12 protein-coding genes are annotated in these 16,147 nt (G+C 39.9%); 7 read left to right on the top strand and 5 right to left on the bottom strand.

Translation table 11 applies throughout. From position 1 onward, the window contains the following. Nucleotides 1-15 precede the first annotated feature (15 nt). From eno to carA, 5 genes are all read right to left on the bottom strand, one after another. Nucleotides 16-1,311: a phosphopyruvate hydratase gene (gene eno / locus B9A18_RS21450; RefSeq protein ID WP_084291600.1), complete on the bottom strand. Its 1,296-nt coding sequence runs from the start codon at nucleotides 1,309-1,311 to the stop codon at nucleotides 16-18. A 145-nt stretch (nucleotides 1,312-1,456) separates the two neighbouring features. Beyond that, nucleotides 1,457-2,149, bottom strand: a complete 693-nt coding sequence (aqpZ, locus tag B9A18_RS21445; protein ID WP_084291599.1) for an aquaporin Z — start codon at nucleotides 2,147-2,149, stop codon at nucleotides 1,457-1,459. Between the two features lie 109 nt (nucleotides 2,150-2,258). After that, nucleotides 2,259-3,350, bottom strand: a complete 1,092-nt coding sequence (locus tag B9A18_RS21440; protein WP_084291598.1) for an ABC transporter permease — start codon at nucleotides 3,348-3,350, stop codon at nucleotides 2,259-2,261. 6 nt (nucleotides 3,351-3,356) lie between these two features. Beyond that, nucleotides 3,357-4,127 (bottom strand): ABC transporter ATP-binding protein, encoded by a 771-nt coding sequence (locus B9A18_RS21435; RefSeq protein ID WP_084291597.1) that lies wholly within the window; start codon nucleotides 4,125-4,127, stop codon nucleotides 3,357-3,359. A 122-nt stretch (nucleotides 4,128-4,249) separates the two neighbouring features. After that, complete coding sequence (carA, locus tag B9A18_RS21430; protein ID WP_084291596.1) at nucleotides 4,250-5,362, bottom strand: glutamine-hydrolyzing carbamoyl-phosphate synthase small subunit; 1,113 nt, start codon at nucleotides 5,360-5,362, stop codon at nucleotides 4,250-4,252. 384 nt (nucleotides 5,363-5,746) lie between these two features. On the opposite strand from carA, the gene panB reads away from it, so the two are divergent. From panB to B9A18_RS21395, 7 genes are all read left to right on the top strand, one after another. Then, complete coding sequence (gene panB, locus B9A18_RS21425; RefSeq protein ID WP_084291595.1) at nucleotides 5,747-6,562, top strand: 3-methyl-2-oxobutanoate hydroxymethyltransferase; 816 nt, start codon at nucleotides 5,747-5,749, stop codon at nucleotides 6,560-6,562. Further along, complete coding sequence (locus B9A18_RS21420; RefSeq protein ID WP_084291594.1) at nucleotides 6,562-7,248, top strand: RluA family pseudouridine synthase; 687 nt, start codon at nucleotides 6,562-6,564, stop codon at nucleotides 7,246-7,248. Before panB ends, B9A18_RS21420 begins: the two co-directional genes overlap by 1 nt. Nucleotides 7,249-7,436: 188 nt before the next feature. Further along, nucleotides 7,437-8,045, top strand: a complete 609-nt coding sequence (locus tag B9A18_RS21415) for an RNA polymerase sigma factor (RefSeq protein WP_084291593.1) — start codon at nucleotides 7,437-7,439, stop codon at nucleotides 8,043-8,045. Between the two features lie 64 nt (nucleotides 8,046-8,109). Continuing rightward, nucleotides 8,110-9,348: a FecR family protein gene (locus B9A18_RS21410; protein WP_084291592.1), complete on the top strand. Its 1,239-nt coding sequence runs from the start codon at nucleotides 8,110-8,112 to the stop codon at nucleotides 9,346-9,348. 189 nt (nucleotides 9,349-9,537) lie between these two features. Beyond that, the gene (locus B9A18_RS21405) at nucleotides 9,538-12,921 is read left to right on the top strand and encodes a SusC/RagA family TonB-linked outer membrane protein (RefSeq protein ID WP_235005402.1); all 3,384 of its coding nucleotides are present in this window, start codon (nucleotides 9,538-9,540) and stop codon (nucleotides 12,919-12,921) included. 3 nt (nucleotides 12,922-12,924) lie between these two features. Beyond that, nucleotides 12,925-14,856: a RagB/SusD family nutrient uptake outer membrane protein gene (locus tag B9A18_RS21400; protein WP_084291591.1), complete on the top strand. Its 1,932-nt coding sequence runs from the start codon at nucleotides 12,925-12,927 to the stop codon at nucleotides 14,854-14,856. Nucleotides 14,857-14,878: 22 nt separating this feature from the next. After that, the gene (locus B9A18_RS21395; RefSeq protein WP_084291590.1) at nucleotides 14,879-16,141 is read left to right on the top strand and encodes a DUF4959 domain-containing protein; all 1,263 of its coding nucleotides are present in this window, start codon (nucleotides 14,879-14,881) and stop codon (nucleotides 16,139-16,141) included. The last annotated feature ends 6 nt before the right edge of the window (nucleotides 16,142-16,147 follow it).

The following is a 16,147-nucleotide window of genomic DNA, read 5'->3' as shown; positions in this document are numbered from 1 at the left end:
AAGCTTAACGTAAGCTTATTTTATTGCGTATTTGAAATCTTTACCGATGAATCTTGCAGCAGAACCTAATTCTTCTTCGATACGTAACAACTGATTGTATTTTGCAATCCTGTCAGAACGTGAAGCAGACCCGGTTTTAATCTGTCCGCAGTTTAATGCAACAGCTAAATCAGCAATGGTCACATCTTCAGTTTCACCAGAACGGTGAGACATTACTGAAGTATAGCCATTAGTTTGAGCCAATGAAACTGCATTGATGGTTTCAGTTAAAGAACCGATCTGGTTTACTTTTACAAGGATAGAGTTAGCAGTATCGCTGTCAATTCCTGTTTGTAACCTTTTAACGTTAGTTACAAATAAGTCATCACCAACTAACTGAACACGGTCGCCGATTTTCTCGGTTAACATTTTCCAGCCAGCCCAGTCATCTTCACCCATTCCATCTTCAATAGAGATGATTGGATATTTTTCAGTTAAAGAAGCAAGGTAGTCAGCCTGTTCAGCACTTGTGCGGATCGCACCTTTTTCTCCTTCAAATTTAGTGTAATCGTATTTACCATCTTTGTAAAACTCAGATGCTGCACAGTCGAACGCTAAAGCAATTTGCTTACCTGGTGTGTAACCTGCTTTTTCAATAGCTTGTATAATGGTTTCTACAGCATCTTCAGTACCGTCGAAAGTTGGTGCAAAACCACCTTCATCACCTACAGCAGTAGAAAGACCTCTTTTGTGTAAAATTGCTTTTAAGCTATGGAATACTTCAGTTCCCCATCTTAATGCTTCAGAGAAAGAAGAAGCACCTACTGGCATGATCATGAATTCCTGAAAAGCAATAGGAGCATCAGAGTGAGAACCACCGTTAACGATGTTCATCATTGGAATAGGTAATGTGTTAGCGTTAACACCACCAATGTAACGGTATAAAGGCTGACGGCTTTCCTGAGCTGCTGCTTTAGCTACTGCCAAAGAAACACCTAAAATAGCATTTGCACCCAGGTTACCTTTGTTTTCAGTTCCGTCTAATTTAATCATTAAGTTATCGATGGCATTTTGCTCAAATACATCAACACCTCTTAATTCAGCGGCAATCTTATCATTTACGTTAGCAACGGCCTTTAATACACCTTTACCAAGGTATACAGATTTGTCATTGTCGCGAAGCTCTACAGCTTCGTGCATACCGGTTGAAGCACCAGAAGGTACTGCGGCACGACCAAGGACACCATTTTCTGTCATTACATCTACTTCAATTGTAGGATTGCCACGGGAGTCAAGTATTTGCCGTGCATGAACATCGATTATTAAACTCATTTCTGTTGGTTTTTATTAGTAAAAATGCCTTAGTGTAAAAAGTACAATTACTAAGGCGATATTCAAAGTTATAATAAATTTTAAATTATCAGCAAAAAAGGCCGTAATTACTTACGGCCCTTAATTTTAATGCTTTTATATAAGATTATGCGGCTTCAGAATCAGAAGCAAAAAAGGCTTTATATACAAGTCCAGCTAAAATAGCCCCTATAATTGGTGCTACCCAGAACAGCCAAAGTTGGCCCATAGCCTCGCCACCGGCAAAAAGAGCCTGACTGGTACTTCTTGCAGGATTTACCGAGGTATTGGTTACCGGGATACTGATCAGGTGAATTAAGGTTAGACAAAGACCAATCGCTAATCCCGCAAAACCTTTTGGAGCTCTATGGTCTGTAGCCCCTAAAATAACCAGTAAAAAAATAAAGGTCATAACGATTTCGCAAACCAGTGCCGCAGCCATGCTATATTTTCCGGGCGAGAGATCGCCGTATCCGTTACTTGCAAATCCGCCAATTGAGCTGCCGTTACCTGTAGCAATTACGTAGAGTATGCCCGCTGCTGCTATACCTCCCAAAACCTGGGCAATAATGTAGCCGATTAGTTCTTTGCCGTCAAAACGACCGCCAATCCATAAACCTATTGATACTGCAGGGTTCAAGTGTGCGCCAGAAATGTGCCCGAGTCCGTAAGCGATGGTTACGACCGTTAAGCCGAAGGCCAGGGCGACCCCTAGAAATCCAATCCCCGCATCCGGATAATTACAGGCTAAAACGGCGCTTCCGCAACCACCAAGGACAAGCCAAAAGGTGCCAATAAATTCTGCTGCTAATTTTTTCATAAGTAGTTTGTTTTTAGTTCTTTGTTAGTATAAAATTGTTTTCATACAATGAATTTAACTACAAATATTTAATATTCCTAATAAGGATATTTAGTGCAGTAGAAATATATTATTCCCACTTAAACACCTTAACTGCAACGGCATAGATACCTATTCCCCAGATGATTAAAATCAAAATCTGATGCTTTACATCCCAAAGTCCGGCACCTTCAAAAGCTACGCTTCTCATCGCGTCGTTTAGGTAGGTTAGGGGCAAGGCGCGGCTGATCGGTTGTAACCATCCCGGAAAAGCATCGATAGAAAAGAATGTACCCGATAATAAGAATTGAGGTAAGGTGATGATGTTGGAAATAGGAGGGATGGTACTTTCGCTTTTGGCGATACCTGATACCACAAATCCAAATCCCATAAACACAATTAAGCCTATAACTGAAAGCAGCAGCATGTTTAAAAAGGTAGCTGCGCCATTTATCAGGGTAAACTTAAAGAAAAAATGGCCGATAAGAATAATAAAAATCGCACCCAGTAAGGCAAAGCCTATTCTAGCCAGACACTCGCCAAAAACGATGCTTGATCTTTTAACCGGTGTAGCAAAGAAGCGTTTGATCACCAGGTTTTGACGCAGTCCGAAAAATACGAATGCCGTACCAAATACGCCGGTACTAAGTAGGGAGAAGCCCAGCTGACCGGGTAGAATAAAATCTATTGTACGGTACACCCTGCCTTGTACGGTACTTTCATGAAGTTCGGCAATACTGGGTTTTATGTCTTTTGAATTTAGGTTATACAGTAAATTGTTTAAAACAGATTTAAGGATACTTCCTTTATCGATTGAGGCCGAAGTGTATTGTACGTTGGCAAGATAAGCGGGCTGACCTCCTTCATTCTTTTTTACCTCGATTAGTGCATCTATATGGCCTTTTTCAAGTTCTGCTTTTATTTCAGCAGGTTCTTTATCAGTAATCAGCTTTACCACCGTGTTTTGTTCCAGCGCTTTGATGATCGGATTTTGAACATCCGAACCTGGGGCTATAGCAAGTTTAACCTTTATTCCGCCGTTACCAAGAAAACCAAAAACGAGGATGAATATTAAAGGAAAGGCGAGTGTGAAAATAACCGCCGATGGGCTTCGCATGATGGAACGGAAACTTGCTTTGGCAAGTGCCAATGTAGCTTTTGTATTGTTGTAAGGTTTGCTCATATTGATTTAATTATCCTCCCGCCATTCTTTGCCCGTCAGGTTGATGAAAACATCTTCCAGGTTGGCTTTTTTAACTTCTTTCTTTCTTTCGAAACCAGTGCTCACCAGTTTGTCTATTAAGTTATCTGGTGTATCCAGTGCTATGATCTCTCCACGCTCTACAAAGGCCACGCGGTCACACAATTGCTCTGCTTCGTCCATGTAATGTGTAGTAATCACTACTGTAGTACCATTGTTCCTGATGTCGATGATGAGGTCCCATAAATTACGGCGGGCCTGAGGGTCTAATCCGGTAGTTGGTTCGTCGAGAAAAATGATTTTTGGCGAATTGATCAGGGTAGTGGCGATAGAAAAACGTTGTTTTTGTCCACCTGAAAGGGCTTTGTATTTTGCTTTTGCTTTATCCTGAAGGTTTACTTTTTCCAGCATTTCCATCGGTTTGATGTCTACACCGTACAAGCCTGAAAATAGTTCCATCAGTTCAACAAGGTTTAGGTTCGGGTAATAGCCTGCCGCCTGTAGTTGTACGCCGATGATTCTTTTGATCTTGGCGGCGTCCTTTTCAACAGCGTAACCATTTACCAGAATTTCTCCTGAGGTTTTCTCCCGAAGGGTTTCAATGATTTCTAAGGTGGTGGTTTTTCCTGCTCCGTTGGGGCCCAGGAGACCGAAGATTTCGTTTTCATAAACATCAAAGCTAATGCCTTGAACTGCTGTGAAATCGTCATATTTTTTTACCAGGTTTTTTACACTGATAATGGCATTTTTGTTGTCCATGTTATAAATGTAAGAAGGTTCAGCCAAATAGAAAATGCTATTCTGCTAAACCTCCTAAAAATTTCGCTAATATGATATTTTGAGCTATTGTCTTTCGACAAGCCCGGGATGGTAATTGATTATTACCAGGTTAGTTCACCTTTAATCATGTTGATGAAATCATCAAACAAGTAACGTGAATCGTGAGGACCTGGAGAAGATTCCGGGTGATATTGTACCGAGAATGCTTTCTTACCTTTTACGCGGATTCCTTCGATCGACTGGTCGTTCAGGTTAATGTGGGTAATTTCAACTTTATCAGAGTTTCTTACTTCATCAGGAACTACACCAAAACCATGGTTCTGAGAAGTTACTTCGCAGTGGTTTTTAATGATGTTTTTAACCGGGTGATTTAAACCTCTGTGTCCATTAAACATTTTCATAGTTCCGATACCATTGGCTTCAGCCAACAATTGGTGACCTAAGCAAATACCGAACATTGGTCTTTCTGCTGCTAAAACTTTCTTTACTGTTTCAATGGCATAAGGCATTGCCGAAGGATCGCCGGGACCGTTAGAGATGAAATAACCATCTGCACCCCATTTCTCCATTTCTTCGAAGCTTGTTTTTGCAGGGAATACCTGAACATAAGCATCTCTGCCTTCAAAATTACGAAGGATGTTCTTTTTGATACCTAAGTCTAAAGCTGCAATTTTATAAGTAGCATCAGGATTACCGTAGAAGTAAGGAGTTTTTGTTGAAACCTGTGATGACAACTCTAATCCGTCCATAGAAGGTACTTCAGCCAATTTTTGTTTCAGTTCTTCAAGGTCAGTGATCTCAGAAGAAATGATGGCATTCATTGCGCCTTTATTTCTGATGTGACGTACCAGGGCACGAGTATCAATATCTGAAATCCCTACAATGTTCTCGTTTTGGAAGTAATCCTGAATAGATTCAGAAGCTTCTTTACGGCTAAAGCCGATGTTGTAGTTTTTACAAACTAATCCAGCGATTTTAATACTTTCTGACTCGATCTCTTCCTTATGTATACCATAATTCCCTATGTGTGCATTAGTGGTTACCATGATTTGACCAAAATAAGAAGGATCAGTGAAAATTTCCTGATATCCTGTCATTCCTGTATTGAAACAGATCTCGCCTGTGGTTGTACCTATTTTTCCGGCAGCTTTACCATAATATACGGTGCCATCGGCAAGTAACAAGATAGCTGGTAACTTGGTGTAGTTAGTCATTGTAGTTATAATGAGAAATTATTGGTGTAAAAAATGAAGAAAACGGGGATTTGGATGCGGTTTTGATACCGATTATGTTTTTAACAAATGTGCTGTTAATTAACCCCTTCATTTCAGGGTACAAAGATAGGATTTTGCAGTGTTTTATTCAAGATTTTTTTTGATAATATTGAAAAGTTAAATCGCAAAAGCATTTTTAGGCACCCTCATCCTTAATTTATTGCGGATTTGACATTGCTATTTAAATGCAGGTCGTGGCGGGATACTGACCTCAAAGAAGTTGTAAGGCAAATTGAATTCAGGGTAAGGAATGTCACAAAAAGAAGAAAACAGTCTTTATTTCAATTGTAAAAACTAATTTTGCTTCAATAAAACTATAAAAGCATGTCGGTAAATAAAGAAGTAAAGCGAATAACTACTCATATATTACAGGAAATGAAACAACAGGGGGAGAAGATCTCCATGTTAACTGCATACGATTACTCAATGGCTACCATCCTTGATGATGCTGGTCTTGATGTATTATTAGTTGGTGATTCAGCTTCTAATGTTATGGCTGGCCATGAAACGACGCTTCCAATTACATTAGATCAGATGATCTATCATGCGCAGTCGGTTGTTAGAGGCGCATCACGCTCCTTTGTAGTGGTTGATTTGCCATTTGGTTCTTACCAGGGTAATTCGAAAGAAGCTTTAAATTCTGCCATCCGTATCATGAAAGAATCCGGTGCGCATGGTGTAAAACTTGAAGGAGGTACTGAAATAGTAGACTCTATACTACGCATCATCACTGCAGGTATTCCGGTGATGGGGCATTTAGGTTTAACACCACAATCCATATATAAATTTGGTACTTATACGGTAAGGGCAAAAGATGAAGCTGAAGCTGATAAATTGAAAACTGATGCGCTTGCTTTGCAGGAAGCCGGTTGTTTTGCTGTGGTATTGGAAAAAATCCCTGCGAAATTGGGTAAGGAGGTTTCCGAAAGCTTACATATTCCAACTATCGGTATTGGCGCTGGTCCTGACTGCGATGGACAGGTGTTGGTAGTGAACGACATGATTGGCTTAACTAAAGGTTTTAAACCGCGTTTCCTTCGTCAGTATCTGAATTTGTATGAAGGCATCAAGGAAGCTGCACAGTCCTATATCAGAGATGTTAAAGGGAATGATTTTCCAAACGAAAAAGAACAATATTAATGCCGGTTACTGATAGAGATATTCTTTACGAAGACAATCACCTAATTGCCGTAATGAAACGTGCTGGGGATATTGTGCAGGTTGATGAGACAGGGGATGAGCCATTAGACGAGCAGGTGAAAAAGTACCTGGCGGAAAAATATAATAAGCCTAACAGTGCCTTTTTAGGGGTAGTCCATCGTCTGGACAGACCGGTAAGTGGGGTGATCCTTTTTGCCAAGACAAGTAAGGCCCTGGAAAGGGTAAACGCCTTGTTTAAAAACAGAGAGGTAAAAAAAACTTACTGGGCAGTGGTTCGTAATAAACCTGCAAATGCATCAGGTACGCTTGTGCATTGGTTAATTAAAAATCCACAAAAGAATGTGGTTACTCCGTATAATACGGAAGTTCCGGGTAGTCAGCGCTCAGAACTAAGCTATCGACTTATTGGCGAATTAAATGGTTATTATTTAATTGAGGTAGATCCCCTAACTGGTAGATCACACCAGATCCGGGTACAACTGTCTACTATGGGCTGCCCGATTGTAGGTGATAATAAATATGGTTATCCGAGGGGTAGTCGCAAAGGCAGTATCTGCTTACATGCACGTCGACTTCAGTTTATACATCCGGTTAAAAAAGAACCGGTAAATATCTTTGCAAAATTGCCGGTTGACGGCTTTTGGGAAAAATTTGAGGGATTCTAACGAATCCCTTTTTTATTGCCTTTCCTTCTCCATTATCATATTATCTCTGTTTTTTTTGGTTCATGAAAATGCTAAGATTCTTGAATACTAGGCCTAAACGGCTGAGTTATTTTTTTATCTGTATTTGTACTTTGGATTGACAAACCAAATGTAAACAGAGTTTTCATATTAAGATGTGAAGGGTTAATATGATAGAGAAAAGCAACGATACTTTATCTGTAAAAGCGCTGTTGATTAGATTAATCAATCATGATCATAGTTCTTTTCATGAACTTTATGATCGGTTCAGTGTGCAAATTTACGGGAATATTTTAAGGATGGTTAAGGATGCAGACCTTGCACAGGAAATCCTTCAGGAAGTTTTTGTTAAACTCTGGGAAAAGCGGAGTAGGATAGATCCTGATAAAGCGTTTAATTCATTTTTGCACCAGATTGCAAGAAATATGATTTATGATCATTTCAGGAAGCTGGCTGTTGCCAAAAAGTTGGAAACGCATTTTACAGAAATAAATACCAGTACATACAGTCATATTGAAGAGGAACTGATTTATAAAGAAAGTAACCAGATTTTCTTAAACGCAGTAGCACAACTCTCTCCGCAACGAAAACAGGTTTTTACTCTATGTAAAATTGAAGGGAAAAGCTATAATGAGGTGAGTGATTTGCTTCATATCTCCACTTCAACGGTTAGCGATCATCTTTTGAAATCCAGCAAATTCATCAAAGCACAAATGTTGCTTTCTAATTTGTTATCTCCTGTTTTTATCAGTTTATCATTCTTGAAAGCACTTCTTTAAAAAAAAAATGATTTAGAGCAGGGACTTTGCCCGAGTTAACCGTATTACCTATAAAGAGCATATTTTGAAGACTCCACAGGAAATAACGGTATTGTTTAAAAAGTATATTGCAAATCAATGTACAGAAGAAGAGACGTATGCGATTTTTGAGTTGTTGCATGCTGCGGAATACGAATCTTTTTTTAAAGAACTGATAGATGCTGAACTTGAAGAACAGGTTCAGGGAAAATTCAATGAGTTACCTGAGGTTAAAGCGGCATTAATTCAGGCCAGGAAAAATATCATTTTGCAGGTGAATGAGGCTAAATATAAAGGTCCTTCACTTCCTGCACGCTTATGGTTCAGGTTTGCTGTAGCAGCTGTATTTTTATTATGTGCAGGATTGGCAGTCCTCTTTTATACTGATTGGCAGGCAAGCCATGAAAATGAAAGCTATTCTGGGGCTCAGATAGGCCCTGGAGGACCGAAAGCGATACTGACACTTGCAGATGGATCAAAGATTATATTAAATGAGGCTGCCAAGGGAAATTTGTCCAACCAGGCCGGTGTCAGCGTTACAAAAACTGAAGATGGAAAATTGATTTATACAGTAGGCGAGGGGCAGGACCAACAAGGAGAAAAAGCCAAAATAAAGGGATTAACCAATACCATTTCAACTCCACGTGGGGGGCAATATCAGGTAAATTTGCCTGATGGTACCAAGGTTTGGCTTAATGCCGAATCTGTACTTAAGTTTCCTTTAAGTTTTGCGGGCCTGGAAGAACGAAAGGTGGAGTTAAGGGGCGAAGCCTACTTCGAAGTGGCTAAAGTAATGAGGGATAAGCGGACAAGAATGCCTTTTTTGGTGAAGTGTGAAAGGCAGATGATTGAGGTATTAGGAACGCATTTCAACGTAAACTCCTATGCTGATGATCAGGAAACAAAAACTACACTGCTTGAAGGAGCGGTTAAGGTTCTTCCTTTAAATGGATCTGCAACAGATCAAACCATTTTAAAGCCTGGTCAGCAAGCTAAAATTTCCAGACATTCCAGTCGTATTGATGTTATTGAGATTGATCCATTAACTGAAATCGCCTGGAAAAACGGACAGTTCTTTTTTGAAAATGAGCCTATTGAAAGTATCATGAAGGAAATATCCAGGTGGTACGATGTGGAGATAGTTTATAAGGCTGATGTATCAGATAAAACTGTCTGGGGATCTGTTAATCGTTATTCGAATGTTTCAAAAGTGCTATCCATATTAGAGTTAACAGGAGAAATTCACTTTAAAGTAGAGGGAAGGAGGATCATTGTGCAAAAATAATTTTACCTGAATTTGCAAAATTACCGTGACTTCGATTTGCCCTCGAAGCCACGGCGAAGTTCAGGTTTATGACTTGAATAGATGTTCTTAGAATCAACCAATATAAACCCAATTACCAAATGTATGAATTTTTACGATCTATTTAGGTCTGAACGCGTTATGCGTAGACCTAATCAAATATTACGTATTATGAAGTTGATCATCCTTATTATGGTTGCTTTATTAATGGAAGTCAGTGCCTCTGGTCTTGCCCAGAAGATTACTTTTTCGCAAAAGGGGGTGTCCGTTAAAACTATTTTTAAAGAAATTACGAAGCAAACCGGCTACCAGATCGTTTGCGATGGAGATTTAATTAATTCCGCAGCTGCAGCTGATGTTAAGTTTATAAATGCTTCATTGCAAGAAGTGTTTGATCAGGTTTTCTCCAAAAAAGCCATTAAATGGACGATTGAAGATAAAACACTGATTATAAGAAAAGAGAAGGTCAGTCCCGTAGGGAGCTCAAGTCCACCCGGTTTGAAAGCTCCGGTTAATCGAATTGTGAAAGAAATCAGAGGGGCGGTTAGAGATACGGTCGGGCCTTTGCCAGGTGTTTCAATTGCAGTTAAGGGAAAGACACAAATTGGGACAACAACCGATTTGAACGGTAAATATATTCTGGATGTAGCTGATGAAAGTGCCGTGGTTGTTTTTAGTATGGTTGGCTATGTTAGTCAGGAAATTTCTGTAAGAGGAAAGTCCGTAATCAATGTGACACTTAAGCCCTCTGATAATCAGCTTGACGAAACCGTTATTGTTGCTTTTGGAACACAAAAGAAGGAATCTGTAGTAGGATCAATTACTACCATTAAACCAAGCGAACTTAAAGTTCCTTCCAGTAACCTCACAACCGCATTGGCTGGCCGTGTTGCGGGAGTTATCGCGTTTCAGAGAAGTGGGGAGCCTGGCCAGGACAATGCTGAATTTTTTATTCGTGGGGCAACCACTTTTGGCTATAAGAAGGAGCCGCTTATCCTTATTGATAACATGGAGTACACCACAACAGAGCTTGCCAGGTTAACTCCAGATGATATTGAGAGTTTTTCGATTATGAAAGACGCTACGGCCAATGCCCTATATGGTGCAAGAGGTGCGAATGGTGTTATTTTAGTTACCACTAAACAGGGTAAGGAAGGAAAACCTAAAATTAGTGTACGTGTGGAGAACTCTATTTCTGCTGCGACAAGAGATTTGGAACTTGCTGATCCGGTCTCCTACATGAAAATGCATACCCAGGCCGTTTTAACAAGGGATCCTTCCGGGCAGGGGATCCTTTATTCACAAAGTAAAATTGACAATACTGAATCTGGCGTGAATCCTGTTGCGTTTCCTGTTGTAAACTGGCAAGAGGAATTATTTAAAAAGCAAACCGTCAATCAAAGGGCAAATATGAGCCTCAGTGGAGGTGGCCAGGTTGCTACCTATTACGTTTCCGGAACATTTGCACAGGATAACGGAATTCTTAAAGTTGATCAGCGAAATAATTTCAATAGTAATATCGATCTTAAAACCTTTAGTTTACGTTCAAATGTTTCCATAAACGTGGCTAAAGGAACTACGCTTGGTGTTCGGTTGAATGGATTGTTTGACGATTATAATGGACCTATTGATGGGGGATCGGGTATTTATAATAAAGTGATGCATGCGCCACAGACCATGTTCTTACCCTATTACGAGCCTACAAATAAATTCAGCTCGGCAAACCACATTCTTTTTGGAAATTCTGATCAGGGCGGTTTTCTTAATCCTTATGCTGATATGGTTAAGGGTTATAAAGAGTACTCACGCTCTCTGATGCTCGCGCAATTAGAATTAAAGCAAGATCTTTCTTTCATCACGCCTGGTCTTGCTGTAAACGGAATGTTTAACACGAATAGAAGGGCATATTTTGATGTAACCCGTGCTTACAACCCCTTTATGTATAAGGTAAGTACTTACGATAAAATCAACAATACTTATGAGCTTGCTGCAATCAATCCTGATAGTGGAACAGATTTTCTAAGTTTCAGTCCCGGGGAGGAAACCGTTTCATCAGAGTTTTATATGCAAACCGCAGCTAATTATAGCCGGACTTTTGCACAAAAGCACCTTTTTTCCGGTATGGCGGTCTTTACCATGCAGTCGAGATTAGCAGGTAATGCAAATAGTTTGCAGGAATCTTTGGCCGCAAGGAATCTTGGCGTATCTGGTAGAGCCACCTATAGCTATGACAGCAGATATTTTACTGAATTTAATTTCGGGTATAATGGTTCAGAGCGCTTTCATTCGAGCAAACGTTTCGGTTTCTTTCCTTCAGTAGGCATGGCCTGGGCAATTTCTAATGAGAAGTTCTTTAAACCGCTAAGCTCATTTATTACAAAATTAAGAGTACGTGGGAATTATGGATTAGTGGGAAATGATGCCATTGGAAGTAGCGAGGAAAGGTTTTTTTACCTGTCGGAGGTGAATATGAATAATTCTGCATTCGGCGCGAATTTTGGAACCACCGGCTCAAGCATAAACGGAATATCTTTAAATAGGTATGAGAATACAGAAATTACCTGGGAAACAGCGGCAAATTCCACTTTTGGTCTCGAAATAGGAATCAAGAACAAACTTGAGCTAATTGCGGAATATTTTATAGAAAAACGCTATAATATATTAATGCCAAGAGCCTCTATCCCTAAAACTATGGGACTTCAGGGGGCAACGCCAAAAGCAAATGTGGGCGGTGCAAAAAGCAGGGCGGTTGATTTATCCCTAAACTATGACGAACATCTGGGAAGAAACTGGTCGCTATCAATCAGAGGTAACATGACGTATGCGAAAAATATGTATACTGAGTATGAAGAGCCTATTTATGATAACTACTGGCAATATAAAGCCGGGCAATCTACTTCACAGCGTTTTGGATACATTGCTGAACGCTTATTTATTGATGATGAAGAAGTGAGGAGTTCTCCAACACAGAATTTTGGTGGCTTTATTACCAGGGGTGGAGATATTAAATATCGTGATGTAGATGGTGATGGGCAGATTACTGTAAAAGACCAGGTGCCAATAGGCTTTCCTACAAATCCTGAAATTATTTATGGTGCTGGCTTTTCTGCCAGTTACAAGAATTTTGATTTTTCTGCTTTTCTTCAGGGCTCAGCGAAGTCGTCTTTCTGGATTGATGTGGACCAAACCTCGCCTTTTGTAAATAATACCCAGCTGATTGATGCTTATGCAAAAGATCATTGGTCGGAGGAAAATAGAGACTTATATGCATTGTGGCCGCGTTTAACGGCGTATGCAAATAACAACAATAGTCAGGCTAGTACCTGGTTTATGCGTAATGGTGCATTTCTTAGGTTAAAACAAGTAGAAATTGGTTATAAACTACCACAAACGCTAACGAAAAGAGTAAAAATCAATAATCTTCGATTCTATGCTACGGCGACCAATCTATATACTTTAACGGGTTTTGACCTATGGGATATAGAAATGGGCGGCAAAGGCCTGGGATATCCGGTACAACGAGTAATAAATTTTGGTATTAACATGGGGATTTAAAAAATGAAAAATTATAGATTATTAATAATTATTGGGTTTCTAAGCATTTCAACTTCGTGCCAGAAATACCTGGATGTAGTTCCGGACAATGTACCAACCATTGATTACGCATTTACTTTGCGGTCTTCTGCCCAAAGATTTTTAGCCACATGCTATTCCTATATGCCAAGAAATGGGCATTTTAATACCAACGCAGCATTTAATGCGGCGGATGAAGTGTGGCAACCTGTTCCTTTGGCCGATGTTAACGGAGATATAGTAAATATAGCCCGGGGCCTCCAGAACGTGTCTGATCCTTTAGCTAATTACTGGGAAGGAACAAGGCAGGGACGTCCACTTTTTCAGGGGATCAGGGATTGCAATATTTTCCTGGACAATATTCATAAAGTATCTGATTTGGAACAGTATGAGCGACAAAGGTGGATTGCTGAAGTGAAATTTTTAAAAGCCTATTATCATTTTGTCTTATTAAGAAGTTATGGTCCCATTCCGATTGGCCGTGAAAATATTCCGTTAGGTAGCAGTACAGATGAGGTTCATGTGTACAGAGAACCTGTTGATGAGGTGGTGAAATATATTGTGGAACTATTAAACGAATCTGCTGCTATAACGGATTTACCAGATAGGCTTCAGGGAACTGAATCTTCAGAACTGGGCCGCGTTACCAGAGCAATGGTTTTGGCACTTAAAGCCAAGGTGCTTGTTACAGCGGCTAGCCCTTTATTTAACGGCAACACCGATTATGCATCTTTTAAAGATAAGAAAGGGAGGCAATTAATTAGTAGCGTTTACAATCCGGTAAAGTGGGATAGCGCAGTTGTTGCCTGTAAAAATGCAGTGGAACTTTGTGAGCGCATAGGATATGGGCTACAACATTTTGCTGGAAATAGCGGATATAAGATAGGTGAAAATGATTCCATATTAACCCAGCTGGACCTAAGGACGGCTCTTACCGATAAAGTTAATAATATCGAAAATATATGGGTGAATACGCAGAGCCGGGCAACTGATATGCAACGTTGGTCTATGCCTCTTATCACCTCTGGAGTTAGTGGAAGTGGACCAAAGGGATGTTTAGCTCCGACAATAAAATTTGTTGAAATGTTTTACTCTGCAAATGGGGTACCCATTGAGGAAGACAAAGATTACCCTTATGCGCAAAGATATAGTTTGCAAACTTCAGAAGAAGCCGACAAGTACCATGTTTTAAAAGGGGAGAGTACTGTTAAAATGCATTTTGGCAGAGAAGAACGTTTTTACGCTTATCTGGGGTTTGACAGGGGAATCTGGTTTGGAAATTGGGTCAATAATTATGATATCTCCAATTTATTTGCCGTTAAAACCAGAAAAGGGGAAATGGCGGCCAGACAAGGGATTACCAATTATTCTATTACAAGCTATACCATTAAAAAGCTAGTGAATATCGAAACGGTTGCGGATGCGGATGGTAATGTAACAGGTAGTAATCAAGAGCAATATCCATGGCCTGAATTTAGAATGGCAGATTTATATCTTTTGTATTCTGAGGCATTGAATGAACAGGGGAGCGGATATAATCCTTTAATTACTGAATGGATAAATAAGGTAAGAGCCAGAGCAGGTTTAGCTACAGTTGAAGTAGCCTGGACCAATCACTCTTCTAATCCTGATAAATATAAAACGAAAGCTGGTTTAAGAGAAATTATTCAGCGCGAACGTACGCTGGAACTGGCATTTGAAGGTCATAGGTATTGGGATCTGAGAAGGTGGAAAACAGCCCATATAGAGTTGAACAAGCCAATTAAAGGCTGGGACATTTCTCAATCTGATGCAGTGTCGTTTTATCGGGAAGTATTGCTCTATAACCAGCGGTTTACTGCGCGTGATTATTTAAATCCTATCAGTGTTAACGAAATGCAAATCAATAAGAACCTGGTTCAGAATCCAGGTTGGTAGTATCATTTTAAATCTCAAATAGATGAAAGCGTTAAAAACAATTCTATCCCTGCTTATCATTGCAATGTTATTCAATGGATGTAAGGAGGATAAAATAGAACCTATAGACAGTGATAAAACCCCTCCGGGTAAAATATCAAATGTTGTGGTTGAAGCGGGTAAAGGGTCTGCAAAAATAACCTACACACTGCCAAATTCGTCAAATTTACTATATGTAAAAGCCGTATTTGAAATTAAGCCCGGAGTGATCCAGGAAGCGAAATCTTCTTATTATAAGAATGAAATTATTGTTGAAGGTTTCTCCAACACGGATGAACGAAATATCAAGCTCTATGCGGTTAGCCGTGCTGAGGTGTCGTCGGAGGCAGTAATCGTTAAAGTTAAGCCTTTACCTGCACCGGTTTACGATGTGTTTTCCACATTAGATGTAACCGAATCCTTTGGGGGATTTGTGGTTAAATTTGAAAATCCTGCCGCCAATAGTTTAAATGTAAACAGTAACATCAGAATAGGTGTACTACGCTACGATCCTGTGGCTAAAGAGTGGAACCAGATTGACATGCATTACAGTGGACTTGTTGAAGGAAAATTTTCAGTGAGAGGCTTAGTCGCGGAAAAACAGAAATTTGGATTTTTTATTAAAGATAGATTCGATAATGTTACCGATACCCTTGTAAAGGAAATGACTCCTATTTTTGAAGAGCAACTCAACGGAGCGCTTATTAAGCATATCAAATCGGGACATCCGGTTCCTCAACTTCCTCCGTTACCATTGGATGGAAGTCCGGTGATGCATGCAGAAGTTTATAGCTCGTCTTGGGAACTGTCGAAATTATTTAACGATGTATATGGAGGAAGTGATGGATTTCATACGAAGGAGCGGTTTGTTCAACCCATATGGGTAACCATGGATTTAGGTGTGAAAGCTAAGCTAAGTCGATATAAATGGTGGCAAAGGTTACACGATAACAATGAAACTTATTTTTACAGCCATGGAAATCCTCATCAGTGGGAGATATGGGGTACTAATGATTTGAACGATGTAAATAGCTGGGTAAAATTAGACGGACAGGTATTACAAAAACCGTCAGGCTTGCCGGTAGGAATTCTTAGTAATGACGACAGAGAAGCGGCGAGGGCTGGTCATGAGTATGAATTTGCAAATCATAATATTGCTGTCAGGTATATCGCCTGGAAGAATATCGACAGCTGGGCATCAATAGAAGGTACGTTCGGATTAATGCACCTGGCTGAGTTGAAGATTTGGGGACAAATTCAAAAGTAAAAAGAG

Origin of the sequence: Pedobacter nyackensis, assembly GCF_900176505.1 — a bacterium.
Lineage (GTDB): Bacteria > Bacteroidota > Bacteroidia > Sphingobacteriales > Sphingobacteriaceae > Pedobacter > Pedobacter nyackensis.
Note: the sequence above shows the minus strand (reverse complement) of the source record. Positions and strands in the feature narration are given on the sequence as shown.